A 22,681-nucleotide genomic window follows, 5' to 3' on the forward strand; every position below is an offset into this window, starting at 1 on the left:
CACTACGCTCCTGAATCTTAAAGACAACGGCGGTGGCTACAGATAGAATTGCAAGCTTTCGTAACTCATGTCCGCTGTTGCGATGACTTCGTGTTAATCTTAACGTTATTACGGCATTGGCACGTCAGAACAAAATCTGAGAGGTGAATCCGTTGAGTATAATTATCTTAGCGACGATTTCGACGACTCAAGAGAATAAATGACGTTTAAGCCATGAAACAAGCTAAAATCCTGCAAAAGACGAGTTTTTACGGGCGTATTTAAAGTGATAATCATAAGATATCTGGTGCGGGAGACGCTCAAAAGCCAGCTGGCGATACTCTTCATCTTGCTTTTGATCTTCTTCTGTCAAAAGTTAGTGAGGATCCTCGGCGCAGCGGTTGACGGCGATATTCCGGCGAATCTGGTGCTCTCCCTTCTCGGGCTGGGCGTGCCGGAAATGGCGCAGCTTATCCTGCCATTAAGCCTGTTCCTCGGGCTGCTGATGACGTTGGGCAAATTGTATACCGAAAGTGAAATTACGGTAATGCATGCCTGCGGCCTGAGCAAAGCGGTTCTGGTGAAAGCGGCGATGGTTCTCGCGGTGTTCACGGCGATTGTTGCGGCGGTTAACGTTATGTGGGCGGGGCCGTGGTCATCGCGCCATCAGGATGAAGTGCTGGCAGAAGCGAAAGCTAACCCAGGCATGGCGGCGCTGGCGCAAGGGCAATTCCAGCAAGCGACTAATGGCAGCTCAGTGCTGTTCATCGAAAGCGTTGACGGCAGCGATTTCAAAGATGTGTTCCTCGCGCAAATTCGACCAAAAGGTAACGCGCGTCCTTCCGTGGTGGTGGCCGATTCCGGACATTTAACGCAACTGCGCGACGGATCCCAGGTCGTCAGCCTCAACCAGGGAACGCGCTTCGAAGGCACCGCACTGTTACGTGATTTCCGCATTACGGACTTCCAGGATTATCAGGCGATCATTGGTCACCAGGCGGTGGCGCTCGACCCGAACGATACCGACCAGATGGACATGCGCACATTGTGGAACACCGACACCGATCGTGCCCGCGCAGAACTGAACTGGCGTATCACGCTGGTATTCACCGTGTTTATGATGGCGCTTATGGTTGTGCCTCTGAGTGTGGTTAACCCGCGTCAGGGACGTGTCCTGTCGATGCTGCCAGCCATGCTGCTATATCTGCTTTTCTTCCTGATCCAGACCTCCCTTAAATCTAACGGCGGTAAAGGTAAGCTGGACCCGACGCTGTGGATGTGGACCGTTAACCTGATTTATCTGGCTTTGGCGATTGTTCTCAACCTTTGGGACACAGTGCCGGTCCGCCGACTGCGCGCCAGTTTTTCGCGTAAAGGAGCGGTGTGATGCAACCTTTTGGTGTTCTTGACCGCTATATCGGTAAAACCATTTTCACCACCATCATGATGACGCTGTTCATGCTGGTGTCGCTCTCCGGCATTATCAAGTTTGTCGATCAGCTGAAAAAAGCCGGGCAGGGGAGTTACGACGCGGTAGGCGCGGGAATGTATACCCTGTTGAGCGTGCCGAAAGATGTACAAATCTTCTTCCCGATGGCGGCCCTGCTGGGCGCGTTGCTCGGGCTGGGGATGCTGGCGCAGCGCAGCGAACTGGTGGTGATGCAGGCTTCTGGTTTTACCCGCATGCAAGTCGCGTTGTCAGTAATGAAAACCGCCATTCCACTGGTTTTGCTTACGATGGCGATTGGCGAATGGGTCGCGCCGCAGGGCGAACAGATGGCGCGTAATTACCGCGCGCAGGCGATGTATGGTGGTTCGTTGCTCTCTACTCAACAAGGTTTATGGGCTAAAGATGGTGACAACTTTGTCTATATTGAGCGAGTAAAAGGTGACGAAGAGTTAGGTGGTATCAGTATTTATGCCTTTAACGAGAATCGTCGTCTGCAATCCGTTCGCTATGCCGCTTCCGCGAAGTTTGACCCTGAACATAAAGTCTGGCGTCTGTCGCAGGTTGATGAATCTGACCTGACCAATCCAAAACAGATAACCGGTTCGCAGACGGTGAGCGGCACCTGGAAAACCAACCTCACGCCGGACAAACTGGGCGTGGTGGCGCTGGATCCGGATGCGCTCTCCATCAGTGGTTTGCACAACTATGTGAAGTATCTGAAGTCGAGCGGTCAGGACGCCGGGCGCTACCAGCTTAATATGTGGAGCAAAATCTTCCAGCCGCTATCCGTGGCGGTGATGATGCTGATGGCGCTGTCGTTCATCTTTGGCCCACTGCGCAGCGTGCCGATGGGCGTGCGCGTGGTGACTGGTATTAGCTTCGGTTTTGTGTTCTATGTACTGGACCAGATCTTCGGCCCGCTGACGTTGGTTTACGGCATTCCGCCGATTATCGGCGCACTGTTGCCAAGCGCCAGCTTCTTCTTAATCAGCCTGTGGCTGTTAATGAGAAAATCGTAACCTGATGAATGAATAAAGGGAGCTAAAGCTCCCTTTATTATTGTTAGCAAAGTGGCGTAGGCCTGATAAGCGTAGTGCATCAGGCAAAGGCAAGCTGGTGTGAGAGAACACAAACAGCGCCTGACTTACCTTTTTCTCCCTCCAAGCAAACTCCCCAGCACACCGCGTACAATCTGATTCGTCACCTGGCGGGCGGCGCTTTTCGCCATTGTTTGCACCACACCATCTTTCTTCCCACCGCGTGGTCCGGTAGTGCCAAACAAAATATCCTTCAACCCACCCAGAATACCGTCATCTTCACTTATCTCTTTCCCTTTGGCCGGAGGGGTATTTTGCTGCTCGGTACTTGCCTGTACGCCTTTTTGCAACATCTCATAGGCGGATTCCCGGTCCACGTCATCTTCATACTTGCCATACACCGGGGAGTGATTAATCAAGCCATTACGCTCATCTTCTGTCACCGGCCCCATCCGTGAACAAGGCGCGATCACCATCGCACGCTCTACCACAGAAGGGCTTCCTTTCGCATCCAGAAAAGAGATCAACGCTTCGCCGGTTCCTAGTTCCTGAATCGCCTTTTCCGTATCAAATGCAGGATTAGGTCGCATGGTTTGCGCTGCCGTCTTCACCGCTTTCTGGTCTTTCGGTGTAAAGGCGCGCAGAGCGTGCTGAACACGATTTCCCAACTGCCCAAGCACGTTGTCCGGGATATCAGAAGGGTTTTGCGAAACAAACCAGACGCCTACGCCTTTTGAACGGATAAGCCTTATTACCTGTTCAATCTTATCCAGCAGCACCTGCGGCGCATCGTTAAACAACAGATGCGCTTCGTCAAAGAAAAACACCAGTTTCGGTTTATCCAGATCGCCTGCTTCCGGCAGTTGTTCATACAACTCTGAAAGCATCCACAACAGGCTGGCGGCGTACAGTTTTGGCATCTGGTAGAGTTTTTCGGCGCTAAGGATATTGATAACACCCTTACCGTTGGCATCGGTACGCATCCAGTCTTTGATATCCAGCATCGGCTCGCCAAAGAAATGCGTTGCCCCTTGCTGTTCCAGCGTCAGTAATCCGCGCTGGATGGCGCCAACCGAAGCGCTACTGATATTACCGTACTGATTCTGGAATGATTTGGCGTTATCACCGATGTATTGGGTAATCGCCCGCAAATCTTTAAAGTCGAGAAGCAACAATCCCTGATCGTCAGCAATACGGAAAATGATATTCAGGACGCCAGATTGCACATCGTTGAGATTCAACAAACGCGCCAGCAACAACGGCCCGAGATCCGATACTGTTGCCCGCACTGGATGACCTTTCTCACCAAAAATATCCCATACCACCACTGGATTAGCATGTGGTTGCCAGTCGTTGACGCCGATATTTTTCAACCGAGCGAGCAGTTTTTCCGAGGTAGTACCTTCTGCCGCAACCCCGGTCAAATCACCTTTTACATCGGCCATAAACACCGGAACGCCGATTTCTGACAGAGATTCCGCCAGTTTTTGCAGCGTGACAGTTTTACCTGTCCCCGTTGCGCCAGTAATCAGACCGTGACGGTTAGCCATAGCGGGTAGTAAAAACAGTTCTGTGTCCGGCGTGCGGGCAATTAAACGTGGTTCGCTCATGAGATTTCCTCCAGTTCCCTGTCTGGAGTATAGGCACGGTTAAAAAGTTTTCACCACTAAATTCAGCCGATTGCGAGATATCTTAAAGGCCTGGCAGAAGCGACCCAACAAAGCCTCCGCAATTCATAATTGTAGGCACCGCTCCTTGCCAGAAGTTGATCTGATTATCGCGAATACAGGCGCCGCAGTGACTACGGCTGCGCGGCGCTACCCTGGGCAACCACGCGGCGAATCACCTCATGTCTGGCAAGTAGCGAATATTGCGAGAATCCCTATTCGTTATCGACCATCGACATGCTTTTGTCGTTCTTTGGTGTTGCCCGAGAAGTGTAGAGAATGGCTGAGCGGGGCCCGGAGTGTGACAAAGGTTACATATCGCTGAGTGTGATGCTGAAAATTTCAGCACTTAGCAAAATGGGAGCAAGCTGGCGCTTGCATGGTGGCGTGCGACAGGTATAATCCACAGCGTTTTCCGCATACCTCTTCAGTGCCGAAGTGGCGAAATCGGTAGACGCAGTTGATTCAAAATCAACCGTAGAAATACGTGCCGGTTCGAGTCCGGCCTTCGGCACCACATCGTATGCAAATCGAGTCGCTCAAGGGCGGCTTTTTTTGTGTCTGAAATCCAGTAGTTATCTACCTTTTTCGCTATTTTAACTCTCTCAGGGGCAACCTATATCAACGAACATCTACAAACACATGTTGGTACAGATGATGGTATTTCCGGTTCGAAAATGCTTGTACCTACAGGCAGGGGATAAGCATGGCGTTAACAGATATCCAGGTCAGAACAGCCAAGCCAACGGATAAGCAATACAAACTGACCGATGGCAGCGGTATGCACCTGCTTGTTCCTCTTAATGGTTCTGAGTATTAGCGTTTGCAGTACCGTTCTGCAGGTAAGCAGATCAGTTTAGTAAACGTTCTTTTCAGATATAATCTGGTGATAATTTACTCTGCAAAAACAGGACGTAATATTGAATAGCTCTGAAGACGATTTGCTTGAAGTGGCGTGGTATTTGTCGAAGTACGGTAAATCTCAACCACCCGCAGGACTGGGTGTTCAGAAATGGAAAGAGGCTTTTGCCTTGTTTTATCCTCGATTTGGAGCGGGCAAAACTGCCAGCGAGTTTCACAATAGTCTGAAAAATAGTCGTGACCGTTTTGATTCATGGCTTACTGATGTGCGTGTTGGCTGGCGTGACGAGCAGGGCGCTCCTGTTGCGCTTTCTCATTCAGCGCAGCGTGTGCATAAGCGATTGAGTTTGCTTTCTGATAGTGCAATTGAGCAACGCGTTCTTTCGTTAATATCTTCTGATGGAGATGAACAGGCACAACGTGATTGTCTTGCTATTCAGCAGGATAAAAGTATTGAAGATACCGTACGCGAGCAGTTGATTGCGGCACGATTGGGGCAAGGTGCCTTTCGGAAAAAGTGTCTCATGTTGTATCCGGCTTGCCCTGTTACGGGAACAACTTTTGCGCCTTTACTGCGTGCCAGCCATATAAAGCCGTGGGCTGCCTGCGAGAATGGAAATGAACGTCTTGATCCTTTTAATGGAATTATATTGGCTGCGCATATTGATATTCTATTCGATCAGGGATGGATTTCGTTTGAGAACGATGGGCATTTATTAATTAGTAAGGAGCTGGATATTAGCGTTAAAGAGCAATATTTGTTTCCGGAAAAAATAAAGGCGTTTTCTGTTGAATCGTATTGTTATCTGGAGTGGCATCGGAAGAATTTACTGAGATAATTAAGTTTTGACGAGAATGCCTTTGATATAGGATGTCGCGATTCGTTTGGTAAGGGGCAAAGTACAAAATGAAGATGGTAAAAATATATTCAACAGGAAGCTGTGATGCTGCAACACGTGAAGGTTCGGCGGAAGTTGTGCTGGAATGCGAAGGAAAAATAAAATATCTGACTTTCTCCTACCGTGATACGACCGTAAATAGATGCATTCTCCAGGGCTTAATTGATGGTGTGAATTATTTGAAGAAACCCTGTACCATTGAATTAATCAGTTCATGTGATCTCGGTGTGAAGAAAGCGCAGAAAGGAAAGGGAGTTAATGTTTATTTGCACAAGGAATTATGTGGAATCTTGATAAAGAAAGAGTGTGAATATTCTTTTTCTGTCATGCATGGTGAAGGCAACATTTTGAATGCTTTTATTCGCAAGCATCGGACAAAACAATGGCTCGCGCGCCTGAGCCTGTCAGTAATTCTGAGCCTGTCAGTAATTCTGTGTAACCGCCAATGTATTAAAGGTGATCGCTCAGGCGGTCACCAAACTCGATAATAAAACGGCTCATTGCTAACCGCCAGTTCTGGATCGGCATACTCCATTTTTTCGACGCATCTTTGATCGCCAGATAAATAACCTTTCGTACCGAGTCATCCGTCGGGAACACTTTGCGTTTCTTAATCGCAACCCGGATCACACTGTTAAGCGATTCGATTGCGTTCGTGGTGTAGATGGCCTTGCGGATATCCGGCGGATAACTGAAGAGCGTATTGAGGTTTTCCCAGTGCGCACGCCAGCTTTTGCTGATTTGCGGATATTTATCGTCCCAGACTTCCGCGAACGCATCGAGCGCCATCAGTGCCGCCTCTTCGGTAGGGGCCTGATAGACAGTCTTCAAGCCGCTGGTGACGGCTTTATAGTCCTTCCAGGACACGTATTTCAGGCTGTTACGCACCATATGGATGATGCACAGCTGGATATGGGTCTGCGGGAAGACGCTGTTTATCGCATCCGGGAAGCCCTTAAGACCGTCCACGCAGGCTATCAGGATGTCCTGGAGGCCACGGTTTTTCAGCTCCGTCAGCACACTCAGCCAGAACTTTGCGCCTTCGTTTTCGGCCGGCCACATGCCCAGCAATTCTTTCTGGCCTTCGGTATTGATCCCCAGAGCCAGGAAGACGGCCTTGTTTATCACACTCCCGTTCTGACGGACTTTTACGACGATACAGTCCATGTAAACAATGGGATACAGCGCATCCAGCTGTCGGTTTTGCCACTCAGTAACCTGTTCTTTTACCGCGTCGGTGACCTTAGATATCAGCGTGGGTGACACATCGGCGTCGTACATTTCTTTGAAGGTGGCGACGATTTCGCGGGTAGTCATGCCTTTGGCGTAGAGGGATAAAATCTGGCTGTCCATCTGAGTAATGCGCGTCTGGTGCTTCTTAATCAGCTGCGGCTCGAAGGTGTTTTCACGGTCACGCGGCGTGTTCAGTTCGATCTCGCTATCATCGCATAACACCGTTTTTGACGAGTAGCCATTGCGGGTGTTTGAACCTGTTTTGGGTGCATTTTTCTCATGCCCGGGGTGGTCAGTCAGCTCCGCATTGAGCACTGTTTCGACGGTTAATTTCGTCAGCATACGGGAAAACTGATTGAGGTCGGCTTCGGTTTTAAGGCACTTAGCCAGTTCAGCCGCCAGTGCTTTAAGTTTCTTTTCGTCCATAATTTGCCTGTCTCCGTTGTTGGAGTGAACATATCAAAAACAGGCAATTACACAATTTTAATTACAGTCTCAATATATCTTGTTTGCACAATGGTCATCTTTTCAATCAAATAACCCCAAGCTTTGCATACGATTCTTTTTTCTCTTTCATGCTGTTATCCAATGGTGCTACTCGCAATGCCGCTTTCAAATAAGCCGCAGCACCAGAGTAATCACGCATTTGCTCGCAAACTAAAATGAGTTGGCTTAACACATGGAGCTTCATTGGAGTTGTCTGGTTTACTTTCTCCAATAGTACTCTTGCTTCAGAATATTTCGCTTCAAGGCCAAGAATAGATGATTCTAAATACATAGTAGTCGCGTTTTCTGCTTCAGCTTGCTTTCGTTGCAACAGCCAGAATTTTGCTTGACTGATATTGCGTAACTGTAGGTTTGCCTTAACTATCAATTCGAACAAAGCCGCTGGTTGAGTCAATTTACCCTCAAGCAATATCCCTTTATTATCTTCTACTACTTTTTCAAAGTCGAATAAGTGATTGGCACGGTACAAGGCAATAAGTTGCTGATGTAAAGCTTGTAGATCTTTACTGCGGCTATACTCCTGCGACGCTAACTGAGCTGCTTTTTGGTAAGATTGATTGGACATTGCTTCAAGTACCGCACTTGACCAGTCCTGATCAGATTTAGTCTGAAAAACGGGAGCAATAGCACCAACTTTTAATTGCTTAGTGGCAGCAGCATCAAATGCATGAATTAAGTCGGAAATAGTGGAAAAGCGATCCTCCGCTCGTTTTTGTAAGCAGGTAAGAACCACTTGCTCCAGGTCTGTGTGAATAGAGCTATTAATCTCTGTCGGAAGCTTGAAAGGTGCGTGGCGCTGAACTTGTGCTGGCGTATCATGGGGCAGCTTTCCTGTCAGCAGCTGGTATAGCAAAACACCTAAGCTATAGATGTCGCCCAATAGTAGCTCTTCCAGGCTGCCTCTACGGCTATCGACGTTGGAGAACTCTGGGGCCGAATACAACACAGTCCCGCCATTTTCTCGGGTACGAACGTAAATTTCTTCTGGTAAAGCTGAGCTGCCAAAGTCCGTCAACTTCACCAGGTCCCGCTCTCCAACCAAAATGTTATGTGGCTTAATATCTCCATGAGATATTGGCACTGGTAGTTCAGCCAAATAATGCACAGCACAGAGCACTTGACGATATATTCTGAACAACCGTTCATAGGTCTGACCAAAATTACGCTGCCTGTCATCGAGCTTTTGCGCCAGAGTTTGGCTGGGAAAATACTCCATTTCAATATAGAACCATTCATTATCTATACGGCCCATATCAAAAATTTGCACAATATTTTCGTGCGGCTCGACGTTTAAAAGCTCTTTACCTTCGGCAAGCTGACGGTCTTCCCGAGTAATATCCTTAGGGATTTTTACTGCGACAATTTTTCCATCTTTCAGGCGTTCCGCCCGCCATACCCAGCCATGGCTGCCATCACCAAGGCATTCAAGTAACAGGTATTTGTCACCAAGGCGTTTATTCGTCCCTGGCAAAAAATGTGCTGATTTTATATTCACATCAACACCTCATAGTGAATTCTGTCCAAAACAATCATGTTCAGATTTTTGATAAATAAAAAGCGACTAAACACCACCTCAACATCAGGAGCGGCGCTTACTTGGGCACCCGTGGACGAAGTAAACCCCATACGGCATATGTCTTTCAGTTTTTGAGTATCAGGTGCACCTACTAAGCCCTGGCTCCAGGCACTGAGGACCAGAGTTTTGGGGGAATTATTCCAGCGCTGTGCTGCTTCCAGTAAGTTTTTTAATTTTTCTTCCAGCTTTTGCTGCCCCTTCGCTGAACCATCAAAGCGTTCAAATTCGATTAAACACACAGGCGATGTAGAAGATTTATGAAACCAGCCCGAGTCAGAGCGAATATCAGCACCAAATGTCCCTGGAGCCGGGCATTCCACTACCGCCATAAATGACTGTTCATGCCCGAATGTATTCCAAACGCTACAGCCCAGGCTGTGGACGAATACATCCTGGTCCAATAGCTTACCGCTTGCTAAAAGTGGAAACGTCTCATTTACCCAGGCAACTTCAGGCATAGGCACCTTAGCCACTGAAAGAGCCCCAAACACGCAGTACCTCTGGTGATTCACCACCGTGAATTAATGCCTTACTACCAACTTTAACAAGCAGTGGTGCAGGGATTGAACGACCACACACCAAAGCTTCACCGGTTGATAAACTCGGGAGTTCCTCCAGATCAGCTTTGCTCACCATATCTGATGCTTTAGCTATAAATCGTTGATCGTCTGGATTCTTTAAGCGCATCGTAATTAGCGTATTGCACTGAGAGGTCACATCTGAATCTAATTTCGATGGACGCTGGCTCACAATGCCAAATCCAACACCAAATTTACGACCTTCACCGGCGATCTTTTTAATAATGCGGTGACTGACTGCGTTGCCGCCGGCCGGGGCAAAATTATGGCCCTCTTCGTAAATGATAAAGCATGGGCGCAGCGGGTCCGTTTTGCTCGAAGCTGCTTTTAATATTTCACTAGATAACAGTGCACAAATGACTTGCTTAGCGGTATCACTCAAACCTTGTAAGTCAACAACGACTAAACGCCCCTGTTGATTGCTCGGGCGTCCCACCATTTTGTAAATATCAGTTGGCTCAGCCATTGTTGCACTGTAAAAACTTTTGGCTTCATTAAGCACGCGTGAAAGCTTCATCGAGGCGACGGCGGCACTACGGCCTGATAACGCCTTAGACTCAGCTTCAGAAAGGTCGTCCCACTCTTTTAACTCTTCAATACCATCACCTAATAAGAAGCGTAGGCGGTTAATATCTCGTGGCTCAGTCTTATCTGCAGAGCGCCAATAACGAATTGCAACATCGAGTACTCGTTGCTGCGGTTCCGTTAAGCCAGGTAATATTTCAGCAATATCGTCCATTTCAAAATGGTCAAACTGAAGCGCTAATGGCGTATTCTTACTGGCGTATTTATGTTTAAAAGATTCGTGCTGCGGCGAGTAAACCTGAATACCTGCACCGGCGGCCTGCAGCTTTTCAAAGGTCTGTTTTATCAGTGGCAGTGCTTCTTGATCACGCTTATCGTCAGTGGCTTCTAAGAAGCTTGAGAATTGCAGATTACCGCCAGCGAGGGCTTTACCGTATTCACCATGTGGGTCAAATACTACTACCGTACCGTTATTAACTGCGACTAAACGCTCAATAATGCGGCCAACTGTATAAGACTTACCTGAACCCGTCATTGCCAGAACAGCCAAATGCTCAGTGACCAACTTGTTCACGTCAATAAAAACAGGAACTGTATTCTCGCCTTTGTCGTAGCCTACTAAGTTACCCAAGTGCAAACTGGAATGTTCATTAAATTCGTAAAAATCACTCAAAAACTGAAAATCGACGGTTTCAACAGCAGTACCCGGGTTAAGTGGGCGACGTGGAATTTTGATTTGACGAGTAACAGGATCGCGGTAACCAACCAGCTCGACCTGAGCAAACATATTCTCACCAGTTACATTCGCACCGGGCAAAAGCTCAAGCTCGGTTACACCATCGCCAAAGCCGGCGTTGTAGAGCATATTGGTACGACTGATCTTGGTCACTCGCCCCAGTACGGCGACTTGCCCTTCATCTTTGCGTTCCTGGTGCATAATGCGTACAAACTCACCACGGCGTACTGAAAACGAGTCTTGCACAACCATAGTTAACTGGCTGGCATCACCTGTGTTACCGACTAATTTACCTAAAACTTTATAAGCCATTATTCAATCCCTCATCGAGGCCTGCCAACCACCCGGCCTCAATATCATTATTCTTTAGTGCTTGGTGTAAACCCTGGCGATAAAACGTAGCAAATTTAGGTAAAATACCAAGCTGTTGATAGCCAAGTAATTGTGGCAACGGCATTGCATTACCTTTGTTTTGCATATCCAGTACCATCAGGCGAGAGGCAACTAAATCGAGATCAGCACTTTTCCATTCTGGTTCGTCACCCGCTAATTGCACCATTTTTATCTGTCCGCCTCGGGCACTACGGAAGTGAAAACCAATTAGACCTTGTTTAGCTTCAATGTTGGGTTCAATGCGCTTTTCTTGTTCAGACAAACGAAATGCGATGGTGCGCGAATAGTTGCCTAAAATGCCATTGATAAATCGCAAATCCCCCACGCCAACCAAACTTTCATCCAGTCCTTCCAGATTTTGCATCAACTCTTTAGAAAACCCATCAGATGCTAAAATTTGTTTGCGGCCTTGTTCGGTACGTAAATCTTGTTTAGCGATACTTACAATGGCACTAAAGCGCTCAGCCAAAATGCTCGCAAGTACTACACCATTTTGATTCCAGGGAAAAATTCTGGAGCGATGGTTTTGCCAAAAAGTTTCTATCACTTGTCTGGTTTTTTCGTACTCTTGTTTATGACGGACATTTCGCTCCAGCGGAGCCATATCCCGTGCTAAAAACAACGGCGTATCCAGCAAAATTAAATCGCCAGGCTCATAACTTAAAAGTTTTTTCTCAACTAACTGATAAGCCTGACGAATTTCAATTAAATCAAGCCGTTTACGCTGAGCTTCAAAATCAATATCATCCAGTTCTGATACCGAGTCGCTACCCACCGTGCTGACTTTATTATCATCTATTAGCAAATCTGTGCGCACTGCTGCACTAGCATAAATAAAACCACCCAATACCTTGTCTAAGCACGATTTAGTCGCAATACCGGCTACGCGTAAATTAACGATTGTGGGCTTGGGGACCGCTTTCACTAAGCCAGCATCACGGAACAGCGGCGCCACTTGCTCAATATCACGGACCTGTTTAAGCAAGCGTCCTGCACTTCCCGGTAAGCGAAGCTGGCTATCGATGGCGAGCGATTGCGCTAAATTCATCGTTTTGTTCTCATTCATGCTTATAGCGTTCCTGTGTGTAGCTGCTCGCTAAGTAATGGGGCATAAGCCCAATATTGCGAGGCTTGTAGGCATGTTTTACCGGTAGCTGTTATGCCCGCGTCGTCGATAAAATCGTGCTGCCGCAACATCTCACCCCGCTTGACAATATCAAGGCTATTAACATCAAACATCAGCTTAACCGCATTATGCTCAGACAACGCTTGTAAGCTCATGCCACCACCAGCGTAGAGTAATAGCAATACAACCAGATCGTGCTTATCTGGTGTGTAGTCAGTTGATGGCGCTTTAGGTTGGATTATTCGTTCAGCAATGCCTGCATGGTCCACAAACCAATTCAACCAGCTTACCAGGAGCTCACTATGATCGAGTAAAGTCAGCGACCACAAAGGTAACGTGGTAAAGGCTAATAGCCCACTGTTGCTGTGTTTTCGTATGTAGCGGGTATGCACTACATCACCGGCCTGGTGCTGGTGGCGATCTGCACTGCCAGTAAAGCCAGCAATAGCTTGGTCTGTTTCACTGGCTAGCAAAGCGGTTAGCTCCGGTTCCTGCACCCTCAAGATAGCTGGTACTAACTGCCAATCCAGTGGGGAGGGCCATTGCGCTAATAAGGTAAATTGTTCTGCTTTCAGGTTTATTACCAAAGCGGCACAACCTGCCTGCATAGCCCAGTGATACAGGTGCTGCATAGTATTAGCGTCAGTCAACTCTTCTGCTTGCACTATTAACAAACCGCTGGCTGGCGGCGAGCTAATCCAATCCTTCGTTAAGGGGGTAGCCCCCGCAACAGTTTGCAAAAAACGGCCTTTACGATTACTGGCCAGTGCCGCAGATAAATAAAGACTCATCGCGTCACCTCTATAAACCAGTGGCAAAGGTAAGGCGCATTTTTACAATGCCTTTGTCTACAAGTCCTTTCTGTTGCTCAGGTGTTAACACGGGTTCCTGATTTTGGCTCAAAGCCTGATAAATCGGTTGCCAATCCGCCAGTGTTAAGCCTGTATCATTTAATATTTGCTCACCTTGACTCTGCCATTTGGCCTGGGTGCTTTCACACACCTGTTGAAGTTCTCTGACACCCAAATTGCTCACATCCTCCAGAGTCAACGCTGCTGGTTCCGCTTGCTTTTGAGAAGCCAATAGCGGTTTTAATAACGGCAGCCAGCTGTTTACCTGCGCGATGGAGTTGCGTCTTACTTGGTTTAGACGCTCTTCAATTTTAAGTAGCTGGCCTTGAATCGGTGTAAGTTGACCGCGTGCCGGTTTTAAAAGCTCTTCTGGTAAATCCCGTAACGATGAAAACTGCCCATTGCGCAAACTGTTTTGCATACTTTGACGCTTGCTTTCGGCATCGTTGGGGAGATCGGCAATAGCGTCTTCAATGAGCTGTAATTTCATTACCAGTTTTGGTAGCTCTGCAATGTCATCAGCGTACTCATACTCAGCCGTGGCGCTACTGAGCCATTTTTGCAGCTGTTGGACGCGTTGGTTTTGCTCTGCTAGGTTATTAACCAGCTTACTAAATCGTTCTTTGCAGTTGCGGTAGCTGGACAAAATATGCCCCTGAATCTCCGCTATCGGCAACTGTTGATCATTGTGCAGGTTTAAACCCACTTCTTGCGCTAAGGCTGAAAGCTTGTCATGCGCTCTACCTAAATCGAGTTTACGCAGGTAATGCAGTAAGGTATCGCTATCTGCTTGCTGCTCTTTTCGGCCAGTGGCACTGCTGGTATCGTCTTTTAACGCTCCGTCTAAAATATGACCTATGGTGCGCAGCGTGTTGGTGTACAGTCGTTTCGGGAAATTCGTCAGCGGGGCACACTCTGTTTCAACATCTATGATTAAATCAACGAGTCGGTTGTTGATACGCTCAGCGCTGCGCTCAACAAACTCGGCAAATAAACAGGCCTGTTCAATCCGTTGATAAAGCGAGGTCGTTTTGTCTTCTAAGCTGAGAATATGGGCATCTTTTAGCATAGGCCTGGAACTATTAAGCGGTTTAACCTTTGCTACCAGCTCCAGCACTTCAGCACGTTTGTGGATAAGCCCTGCCAATACTTTCGTGTCGTTGGCTTCGACCATATCAGCCAGTTGTTCTTCTTGCTGTTTGAGCACGTTAAATAGCGATTGTGCTTTTTCCAGCTGCTCTTTAGCTTCCACGGTGACGAAACCCAGCTTATTTTTACCCAGTGGCGCGAACATTTCATTAATGCGTGCATAACCATACACGCGGCTCATGACTTCCACATTGGCTGCGTAGCTGCCCATATCGTTACCGCGGAACCAGTTTTGCGCTTCTCTAATAGCATTTTCTAAGCGGGAGCGCGGGTAGTGCTCCCAAATTGCCTGTTTTTCTGTTGGATTGGTTAAAGTGAGTAAGTTCAGCTCTCCACACCACCACATCCAGTCATTAAACACGCCTTTAGCGGTAACACTCGTTTCAGCCACATAGGCGAAATAAAACTGTTGCTTAAAGCCTTCGAATTGCCACTTGTGCTTTTTATTAGGGTGAGCAATACGGGATAAAAATAATGGGATCTGCGCCTGGCTTCGCTGCACATTATTAAGTTCAGTAAATAGCCCGGCATGTTCATCGGCCGTGTAGCCTTTGGCAATATAGCTGCCCGGCACCTTAAGTTTATCCAACAAGCTGCTCAGCTCATTCACTGGCACGCCGTGTTGCTGCTGTAAATCGAGAATGCCATTTAACTCAGGGTGAGCAATGGCCAGCTGATACCAGCCTTTAAACAACAGGTCTCGGTCATTTGGTGATAATTTACCATCTACCTTTAATGGCCAGGCAATTAAACCGCGCTGCTGCAAACGCTGGCGCCACTTGTGAATGGCATCCGTGGCAAAGGTTGTTAGGGCATGTAGCTTGTTTTTGAATTTCGCGGTAAAGCTGTCGGCAGTTAAATTCACGCCGTGCAACTGGCATGCTGCCAAACTTAAGCCAATACGCTCTAACTGGTCTGCTTCGCTTGGGTTGACATAATGCAGCAGTATCGCATCACGCAACTCATTTCTTTCATCCAGTCGGCTGTATTGCTCCATGAGATGTGCAGATGCGGTTAACGCTAATACTGGCGTGCGACCATTTTGGTGGCTGTGGTTTGCCGCAAAGGTGTGAAGATTGTTCAGCTCAATTAGGTTGCTGACCCAGGCAAACAAGGCTTTACCTTCTGGGTGAAGCTTAAATCCATCCAGGGTAAGTAAACCACCCTGGCGGCCGCGGGGCTCGGTTAAAATGGCCAAAGGTGCATCATCGCTGCCCGCTTTATTACTCAGTAAGTTTTCATCATAGGTCCAGTTGTTATCCAGTAATCTCACAAAACCCGTTACACGAGCTAATAGCTTGATGAGCGGCTTCTGGCTACTTTGTTTGCTAAGTTCACTCATTGCCTGTTCATGAGCGTCGCCCATGGCGGGATCTTTAAAAATCAGTGAGTTTTGCTGGGCACTGCGATAGCGCAAATCCAGGCGCAGTAACATCGCCACACTGGGGCCAATATGCGTTGCTTCGCTGGCATCCAGTTCGGTAGTTTCACCCACTAACTTGTGCCATAAGGCATCGGCAGCGAATTCAATCGCTGGGTGGTCATACAGCAAGCTGAGTAAGTATTTAAACTCACCTTTTGACAGAGGTAGTAATACCGCGCCTTTATCGCCGCTTGCGGCTTGTTCTTTAATTGAAAAAGTACGCAGGTTATCCAGCAAAGTATCTAAGTTCAGCGCTTGATCTACTGCAGGATAGTACCATTCATCTTTATCGCGGCGGAATTTGGCTTGCTCCAGGGCTTGTCGGCACTGTAGGCGGTCAATGCTCAGTTTGCGGTAATGTGCGGCTATGGGTTCCAGATCTTCGTTTTTCAGCGCCAGCAATTCTGTGGCATAGCCCATTTCAGCTAAGCGCACGGGTAATTGGCCGTAGAGCAAACTACGACATTCGGTCAATAGTGCCTGGTCGCGAGTTTGAATGCCTTCTATCGCGCCTTTATCCAGCACATGCCTGGCTACGCGGCCAGAGCCTGCCAGCACAGCTTCAAATAAATCGCCCACATCCTTGATACTGCGGCCTGCTTGTTGGTATTGGCTCAGCACTGCATCCACATTAGCCATGACCACGTTAAACCAACCGAAGTTGGCACCACTCATGGCGTATGCAGCTTCCACTAAACCAGCAGGGTAATTAAAACCCAGCTTGCCGTCTTTTAAGAGGCTTGCCACATAGTCTGATACATCGGCAAAGGCATTATGCTCAAGTTCCACTAACTCAAAGCGGCGTGCGACCGATTGAATTTCACGCAATTGCTGGCCAAGCAGTGGTGAGCACAGTGCAACATAGCGCAACCATGGAAGTTTACGGCGAGGGTCTTCCTCTTTAATTGCTTTACCAATCAGGCGAATGGCCTGGCCATCGAGGCGTTTATCTTGTTCATCTTCCAGGCCAAAAGTGGCGGCTTCTGCAACGGTTTCCAGCTCATCCAGCACCACCAACATATACTGCACGCCAAAGCTCTTTAATACTTTATAGGCGGCTTGCACCAAACTGACTACCAGCGTTTGGTCAGTATAGAGGTCTTCTTCGCTGTGGTTGGCGTTCAGTTGTAAGGCATCTGCTAACAGTTCAGATTTAAAGCCAAATGGCATTAAGCGTTCATAGGCTTGTTTGGCAATTTCACTTTGAATCGATCCATCAAAGGTTTGGGTGGCCAGTGGTAATAGCGCCTGATATAAACCAAAAGCAAACCAGTTATCCGAGTTTTGATAATCTGATGCCACTTGCGAGTAGCGAATGTAGAGCGCCAGGTATTTGTCTTGCGTGTCGCGATTAAACAGCTGCTTATCGTGCAGTTGGCCTTGTTCGTCGCGGACAAACCACCCCCTTGAACAGTCGTTAATTTGTGCTACCAATTCATGGCCTAAACGTGATTTACCCCGACCCCATTCGGCTTCGACGGCAAACACATGGGCAAAGCGATCATCGTCGTGATCCACCGTATGCAAAAAGGTTTGAAAGCGTTTAAAAAAGCGGCTCTGGCCCACTAACGGGTCGCGAGGTGGATAATCTGATACGCCCGTCGCCGCCCAGCGATGTTGTTTTGCCAGGCTATCAACCATCTGTTCGTTTAATTCAAAACTCATAACGACGATCCTTGAAGGTTTATTCTATTGGCGGCGCGTTTTTTATTGGCATAGCAGTTTTGCGCCAGTTGCTTAATGGTCCGTTGTAACGTTTGGCTTTTGTAGCCAAATAGTGGTGCTAACGGCAGGCTATAACAGGCATCGCTGAAGCTTGTATGAATTCGATATTGGCCGGCCTCTCCACGACCCGCCTCGGTAAATTGCCAGATTTTTTTTGCCAACAATTCGGCAATGAATGAGCTCAGGACGCGGTTTAGGCGGTTGATGCTTTCCGTGTTCGCATCGAGTGCCGGGTAGAGGGGTATATTGAGCTCACCGAGCAGAAGCACAAGAAACTCGGCCAAACTACCCAGACTCACCTCATCACCTTCAATGCCCTGTACCGCAACATTTATTTGACCAGGGGCAAAGGCATTTTGCCCTGCAGGTAAGGTGAGCAACAAACCGCCACGCTGCTCGGCAGCCCAGGCATCTTGCACAAAGATAATTAGACTGAGTAAAAATAACCAGGGCTGTTGGGCGAATAGCTCGGTAAGCGGCACGTTGGCATGACCCGAGCGGGACACCAATAACCAATCGGCATTGGGTTTAAGGTCATGTTCATCAAGCAAGGTATTAGGGAGTGCTAACAACCGCCCACTACACCAGTTATTTGTCAGTTGTTTTGCGGTGACATCCACCGCTTGTATAGGTGCCGGTGGTTCATTTTGTTCGCTTACGGTAAACAAGGTATGGCTGGTGCGCAAAATACGACATAGCGCGGGAATGGCAGCATTGTCGTTTAGGCTATGACCGAGCAAATCGCGTTCGGTTTGTGCCAGAGGGCCGGCAATGATTTGCGGCGTGGTGGCAGTGCTTTCCAGCTGGGCTAAGACCCATTCACTGGCATTGCCCAGTTGCTGAATGAGTTTAACCAATACCATTGTGTCACTCATCGTGCCTGCTTCCTGGCAGCGAGCGGCGGCTAAATTTATCCAATGTTGGCGAACATCTGGGTTTAAGCCCAACAACGCTAATTGCCATTCACCTGACTGGCTTAAATCGTTAAAGGCATCAAGCAATGGCGCAGTGAGGCTAAAGGCGCTAACGATATCCGTTTCAGCGTCGTTCTTTTTCGGCTGTATTATTGGTTGTAGCAGTGACCTGAGGGCAGGCACAGCCGCCAGTAACAACGCTGCTTTACTGGCGATTAAACCGCCTTGCTGCCAAAGCTGCAGGCAGAGGTCAAGTGCCACTTCGCTATTTACGGGGTCGTTATTTTGCCTGGTTGTAATGCTGTCCATGCCCCTTGTCTCCATCTTTACTCTTCAGCCTCCGCTTGCGCCGCCTCTTCCAGCAAACTGTATAACTCATCCACATCGCTAAATAGCGGTGTGGCCCCTTCTATGGCATAACCCTCAGCGCTCAGTTTACTTAAAATCGCCTGATCTAAGCTGTTGTCGCCATCTTCCAGGGCTTGTTGGGCCTGGATTAATTGTTGCTCGGTCAGTTGGCCTTCGATTAGGGCTTCGACCAGGGTTTTGGCTACTTGTGTTAAAAATTTGGCATAACGATAAGCCAGCCTCGCATTGAGCAAATAATCAGCAAGCTTGTTTTCTAAGCTTTTATCCAGTCGAGGAATTAGTACGCGACCAATATCAGATAGGGATGTATGTTCTACAGTTGTTTTAACTGCCCATTGATTTAGCTGCATTTGTCCTTCGGGGCGATTTAGCCAATGTGTTAATAGTTCGCCACGAATATTTTGAGGTGAGAGCATGGCAACCCGTTGATTAACCAGCATAGGTAGCTCGTCAGATATGAAAAACTGCGAGCGGAAAATACCGTCCATACCGACAACGATCATTTTGTCTTTAGCTTGATACTTAGTCGCATCCTGATATACATCTTGGCTAACGCCAGTATCTAAACCAATAAAATCATCAAAACCGATATTGCGGATGCGAACTAAAGGTATGCCTGAGTTTTCCAAAAAGTCGTTACTGGATACTGGGCAGCCAGATGCCAATTCAACCAAAGTGCTAATGCTGTCATGAGGTAGTTTTTCAATTTCACGCACTAAACATAGGTAGTGAGTCCGATAAGGACGTGGATCGAGTCGATCCTCCATTGTTTGTGCGCTGACTCGGTTTAACAGTGCGGGGGGCTCGTTGATCGGCAGATTTAGACTATTAAGATGAGCGTCAACTGATGTGCGAAGCAGCTTCGCCCAAGCGCGCAGTTGCTCGGCTTGGCGAACTTTATCCCCGATGTATTTTTCTGCACTAGAATCTATTCTAATGACTCTAATCTGTCGTAGCTTTTCATTGTTTATCCATTTTTGAATAACACCAGTCGCTTCTCTTAAAAATCTCATTCTTCCATGATTAGAATTTAAGAATGTTGCTAGAAAATCTGCGTCATAAGAGTTATCTAAGCGAAATCGTGTAACATTTTCACTGATTGCAGCACCATGCATATCCGCTGATACTGCGCTTGCAGCACCAACTTTACCTTTTCGACATACAATCAAATCGCCAGTTTCACATAGTGACTTTGCAACCATGTCTTTACATTTAAGATCGACGTAAATACCATCCGAAAAATCTATATAACCGTCCATCAAGTTTTGAGTTCGTACATAAGGTATTCCATTTGTATTGTTAAACTGAATACCTCTCAGAAATTCAAAACTACCATTTGAGGTTAGGTCAGAAATAGCATTACGAATATTTGTAACGCAATTCTCGAGAGTTACTTGATTGAAATGATTAAGCTTAGTTTCATTTTCCAATAATTCTTTTGCATAGTATTCACCATCAAGTCGGTCTGCGATTTGATCTGGTCTTATACGGTTAAACAGGGAGGTAGTCATATATTATTCCCCCCGCTTATAAGCCGATACAATCTTATCCAGATCGTTTGCGACACCGGCGTTATAGTCTTCGATATTGTTTTTCACCACATAACCCAAGGTTTCAGCCACTGCCATAAACACGTCGGTTTGTGGCTCGGGCAAAAATTGCTCTGGCTGGTTGGGGTTAGCATGGCGTTTTTGTAAATATAATATCGAGGTTTTGGCCCCCGTGCCGGAGAGCTTAAAGCAGTCACTTGGCAATGAAATGACTGCTTTGACTATGGCTTTACCGCCAACAAATTCGCCGGTTAGTTCGTCTTTTTTGCCCATAATGTACTCACGGACATAACGGTCTCCGGAGTTACATAAAATGCCATCAGGCAGCACGATCATCAGACGGCCACCGGGTTTGAGGAGTTGCAAGCAGCGGTCGATAAACAGCACCGCCGGATCAATGGTGGCACCTACCGGTTGCCAGTTGCCCTTGCTATCGGGTTTGCTGCCCAGCGCGAGCCCTGCGGTTGAAGGCTGCAGGCTGTAAAACGGCTTTTTATCTGTACCGCCTGTTCTGCGCAAATCTGTACGATAGCCCGCCCATTTAGGCTCGCCGTTTTCATCCAGCTCTAAATCACCGATATCCTGCCACTTCATTTTCACGTGGTCATACCAGGCGTTGTAGCTATCAACGACTTTTTTGGTCGGACGAAAACCACCGAGCACTTGCTCCATATTGGCTTCGTAATTGGCTTTTGAGTTTTGACCATTTTTGCCTTTATCAAATTTAGGCGTACCGAACGGCGGGTTGGTGCAAATAAGGTCAAAGCTATTCGGCTTCAGAGCGTTAGTGGTGAGCGAGTTGTCGGTATAAAAAATCTGCGCTTTGGGGGCACCTTGCAATGCCATATTCACGCGGGCCAGCATTACCATGCGTGGTGCAGCATCGGCACCGGTAAATGCACAGTCGCGTAATTTCTGTTTCAATGATTCTTTTTTATCGTCGGCCAGCACCAGCTTAAAATCGATCCATTTATCAATCTGGCTTAACGCCACCGAGCCAAAACCAAAGGAGCCACAGGTGGGATCGCAGAAACGAAAATCGCCATTGGCTAAGCGCGATCGCATTTCATCGTCATCGTCGATGTCGTGCATAGCAATTTCTAGCATGGCCTGTTTTACTGGGTTAGGTGTTAAATAAACGCCAAGGCCACCTTTGGATTCAAAGTTAGCGCGTAGGAATACATCAAACACTCTGCCGAGTAAATCTCCTGACACATCAGCCAACGTGCCGTGTTCTTTAGCGATTTTGCCGTCGTTGGTTTTTACCGGACCCAGGTTTTGTATTGCTTCCAGCAAATCCTGATAGTTTTTCGCAACAGATAGCCGCAGGTGTGTTTCTTTACTAAAGATGGGGTTACGTGAGCCATCATCTGAGATCACAACGTAGTTTTCGTGGTTTTTAAATTCCTCAAAGGCGGCTTTGATTTGGGCAACGGCTTTATCGCCGTGGCTCTCCACATATTGCCAATCAAAGACATCACGAAAACGCAGGGTATTTCCCTCATCATCTTTAAAGGTAAGGTCTTCATCGTGATGCAGGCGGAAAGTTTCTAAAAACAGAAGCTTAGCTACTTCCTCAATAATGTCGTTCTTGTCGTTTACCTTGTCTTTGGTAACGCGATAAACATTTTCATGGAAGGCATCAAATCGCTGCATTAAGCGTGTATAAACACGCATCGACCAGCGAAAGGTTGGATCACGCTCCATGCGATCAAAGCTACGTAATTCTTCCAGACCTGGCAGGGTATCTGCACCGTGGGTACCGTCAGATCCATCGGCACCGAACAAGGCCAAAATACGTTGGTTCAAGCCATCGTCCACAACGGCATATACTGGCCAGTCACCTTCGATATCACTTAACAGCTGATAGGCTAAATCATCAAACTTTGCAGTGTCAGCGGCGTATTCCCAATGGCCTTCTGTCAGCGCAATCAACATGACTGGTGGCGTTAAGTTGCCTTCAACCAGGCCTTGAATGAGACCAGCCTTGGCGAATTCATGCTCGGGTAATTCGACCAATGGCTGAGTAAACTCGGAGTGCTGTTTGACCAGTTTATTGAACAGTGCTTCTAGCTGCTGTTGCGGGTCTTGTTTTTTTGCTTCTTTTGCCATGATGTTTTCTAAAATCCTTTA

The 22,681-nt window shown here is 47.6% G+C and carries 16 protein-coding genes, 1 tRNA gene and 2 pseudogenes; 7 read left to right on the top strand and 12 right to left on the bottom strand.

Annotated elements, in window-relative coordinates; translation table 11 throughout:
• The first annotated feature begins 152 nt into the window (after positions 1-152).
• The 3 genes from ytgA to lptG all read left to right on the top strand — a co-directional run bounded on the left by ytgA (position 153) and on the right by lptG (position 2,448).
• Entirely contained in the window at positions 153-203 is a 51-nt protein-coding gene (gene ytgA, locus FEK50_RS24405; protein ID WP_211180521.1) for a protein YtgA, read from the top strand.
• Between the two features lie 62 nt (positions 204-265).
• Complete coding sequence (gene lptF / locus FEK50_RS03635) at positions 266-1,366, top strand: LPS export ABC transporter permease LptF (protein WP_105290081.1); 1,101 nt, start codon at positions 266-268, stop codon at positions 1,364-1,366.
• Positions 1,366-2,448, top strand: coding sequence for an LPS export ABC transporter permease LptG (gene lptG / locus FEK50_RS03640; RefSeq protein WP_105290080.1), 1,083 nt, complete (start codon positions 1,366-1,368; stop codon positions 2,446-2,448). Before lptF ends, lptG begins: the two co-directional genes overlap by 1 nt.
• Before the next feature lie 125 nt (positions 2,449-2,573).
• On the opposite strand, the gene FEK50_RS03645 is transcribed toward lptG, so the two are convergent.
• Positions 2,574-4,076, bottom strand: coding sequence for a helicase HerA-like C-terminal domain-containing protein (locus tag FEK50_RS03645; RefSeq protein WP_130206088.1), 1,503 nt, complete (start codon positions 4,074-4,076; stop codon positions 2,574-2,576).
• Positions 4,077-4,185: 109 nt separating this feature from the next.
• A pseudogene (locus FEK50_RS03650) lies at positions 4,186-4,372 on the bottom strand (alcohol dehydrogenase); the annotation flags it as partial.
• 193 nt (positions 4,373-4,565) lie between these two features.
• Here FEK50_RS03650 and FEK50_RS03655 point away from each other — a divergent pair.
• The 4 genes and pseudogenes from FEK50_RS03655 (at position 4,566) to FEK50_RS03670 (ending at position 6,381) form a co-directional block, all read left to right on the top strand.
• Positions 4,566-4,650: transfer RNA gene (locus tag FEK50_RS03655), tRNA-Leu, on the top strand.
• A 189-nt stretch (positions 4,651-4,839) separates the two neighbouring features.
• Positions 4,840-4,950: pseudogene (locus FEK50_RS03660) on the top strand (Arm DNA-binding domain-containing protein); the annotation flags it as partial.
• A 103-nt stretch (positions 4,951-5,053) separates the two neighbouring features.
• Positions 5,054-5,833 carry an HNH endonuclease gene (locus FEK50_RS03665; protein ID WP_131161319.1) on the top strand — a complete coding sequence of 260 codons (780 nt, stop codon included), beginning with the start codon at positions 5,054-5,056 and terminating at the stop codon, positions 5,831-5,833.
• A gap of 68 nt (positions 5,834-5,901) precedes the next feature.
• Positions 5,902-6,381 carry a hypothetical protein gene (locus tag FEK50_RS03670; protein WP_240780247.1) on the top strand — a complete coding sequence of 160 codons (480 nt, stop codon included), beginning with the start codon at positions 5,902-5,904 and terminating at the stop codon, positions 6,379-6,381.
• Here the strand turns inward: FEK50_RS03670 and FEK50_RS03675 are convergent.
• From FEK50_RS03675 to FEK50_RS03720, 10 genes are all read right to left on the bottom strand, one after another.
• Positions 6,344-7,552, bottom strand: a complete 1,209-nt coding sequence (locus tag FEK50_RS03675) for an IS256 family transposase (protein ID WP_131161318.1) — start codon at positions 7,550-7,552, stop codon at positions 6,344-6,346. The two genes, FEK50_RS03670 and FEK50_RS03675, sit on opposite strands and share 38 nt — an antisense overlap.
• Positions 7,553-7,658: 106 nt before the next feature.
• Positions 7,659-9,128: a serine/threonine-protein kinase gene (locus FEK50_RS03680; RefSeq protein ID WP_131161317.1), complete on the bottom strand. Its 1,470-nt coding sequence runs from the start codon at positions 9,126-9,128 to the stop codon at positions 7,659-7,661.
• Positions 9,125-9,667 carry a hypothetical protein gene (locus FEK50_RS03685; protein WP_240780246.1) on the bottom strand — a complete coding sequence of 181 codons (543 nt, stop codon included), beginning with the start codon at positions 9,665-9,667 and terminating at the stop codon, positions 9,125-9,127. The genes FEK50_RS03680 and FEK50_RS03685 overlap by 4 nt, the downstream gene beginning before the upstream one ends.
• 7 nt (positions 9,668-9,674) lie before the next feature.
• Positions 9,675-11,360, bottom strand: coding sequence for an ATP-binding protein (locus FEK50_RS03690; protein WP_131161316.1), 1,686 nt, complete (start codon positions 11,358-11,360; stop codon positions 9,675-9,677).
• Positions 11,350-12,507, bottom strand: a complete 1,158-nt coding sequence (locus tag FEK50_RS03695; protein ID WP_024223197.1) for a hypothetical protein — start codon at positions 12,505-12,507, stop codon at positions 11,350-11,352. Before FEK50_RS03695 ends, FEK50_RS03690 begins: the two co-directional genes overlap by 11 nt.
• 2 nt (positions 12,508-12,509) lie before the next feature.
• Entirely contained in the window at positions 12,510-13,358 is an 849-nt protein-coding gene (locus FEK50_RS03700; RefSeq protein ID WP_131161315.1) for a hypothetical protein, read from the bottom strand.
• A gap of 10 nt (positions 13,359-13,368) precedes the next feature.
• Complete coding sequence (locus FEK50_RS03705) at positions 13,369-17,655, bottom strand: hypothetical protein (protein WP_131161314.1); 4,287 nt, start codon at positions 17,653-17,655, stop codon at positions 13,369-13,371.
• Positions 17,652-18,938: a hypothetical protein gene (locus FEK50_RS03710; RefSeq protein ID WP_131161313.1), complete on the bottom strand. Its 1,287-nt coding sequence runs from the start codon at positions 18,936-18,938 to the stop codon at positions 17,652-17,654. Before FEK50_RS03710 ends, FEK50_RS03705 begins: the two co-directional genes overlap by 4 nt.
• 17 nt (positions 18,939-18,955) lie before the next feature.
• Positions 18,956-20,509: a restriction endonuclease subunit S gene (locus tag FEK50_RS03715; RefSeq protein ID WP_131161312.1), complete on the bottom strand. Its 1,554-nt coding sequence runs from the start codon at positions 20,507-20,509 to the stop codon at positions 18,956-18,958.
• A gap of 3 nt (positions 20,510-20,512) precedes the next feature.
• Complete coding sequence (locus FEK50_RS03720; RefSeq protein ID WP_131161311.1) at positions 20,513-22,660, bottom strand: N-6 DNA methylase; 2,148 nt, start codon at positions 22,658-22,660, stop codon at positions 20,513-20,515.
• Between the last annotated feature and the right edge of the window lie 21 nt (positions 22,661-22,681).

Source organism: Escherichia sp. E2586 (assembly GCF_005781105.1).
GTDB lineage: Bacteria > Pseudomonadota > Gammaproteobacteria > Enterobacterales > Enterobacteriaceae > Escherichia.

Bases quoted from the DNA above. Each gene is read 5' to 3' on its own strand.
- lptG (WP_105290080.1), top strand. From the start codon at position 1,366: ATGCAACCTTTTGGTGTTCTTGACCGCTATATCGGTAAAACCATTTTC.
- FEK50_RS03645 (WP_130206088.1), bottom strand. From the start codon at position 4,076: ATGAGCGAACCACGTTTAATTGCCCGCACGCCGGACACAGAACTGTTT.
- FEK50_RS03670 (WP_240780247.1), top strand. From the start codon at position 5,902: ATGAAGATGGTAAAAATATATTCAACAGGAAGCTGTGATGCTGCAACA.
- FEK50_RS03675 (WP_131161318.1), bottom strand. From the start codon at position 7,552: ATGGACGAAAAGAAACTTAAAGCACTGGCGGCTGAACTGGCTAAGTGC.
- FEK50_RS03685 (WP_240780246.1), bottom strand. From the start codon at position 9,667: ATGCCTGAAGTTGCCTGGGTAAATGAGACGTTTCCACTTTTAGCAAGC.
- FEK50_RS03690 (WP_131161316.1), bottom strand. From the start codon at position 11,360: ATGGCTTATAAAGTTTTAGGTAAATTAGTCGGTAACACAGGTGATGCC.
- FEK50_RS03695 (WP_024223197.1), bottom strand. From the start codon at position 12,507: ATGAATGAGAACAAAACGATGAATTTAGCGCAATCGCTCGCCATCGAT.
- FEK50_RS03700 (WP_131161315.1), bottom strand. From the start codon at position 13,358: ATGAGTCTTTATTTATCTGCGGCACTGGCCAGTAATCGTAAAGGCCGT.
- FEK50_RS03705 (WP_131161314.1), bottom strand. From the start codon at position 17,655: ATGAGTTTTGAATTAAACGAACAGATGGTTGATAGCCTGGCAAAACAA.
- FEK50_RS03710 (WP_131161313.1), bottom strand. From the start codon at position 18,938: ATGGACAGCATTACAACCAGGCAAAATAACGACCCCGTAAATAGCGAA.
- FEK50_RS03715 (WP_131161312.1), bottom strand. From the start codon at position 20,509: ATGACTACCTCCCTGTTTAACCGTATAAGACCAGATCAAATCGCAGAC.
- FEK50_RS03720 (WP_131161311.1), bottom strand. From the start codon at position 22,660: ATGGCAAAAGAAGCAAAAAAACAAGACCCGCAACAGCAGCTAGAAGCA.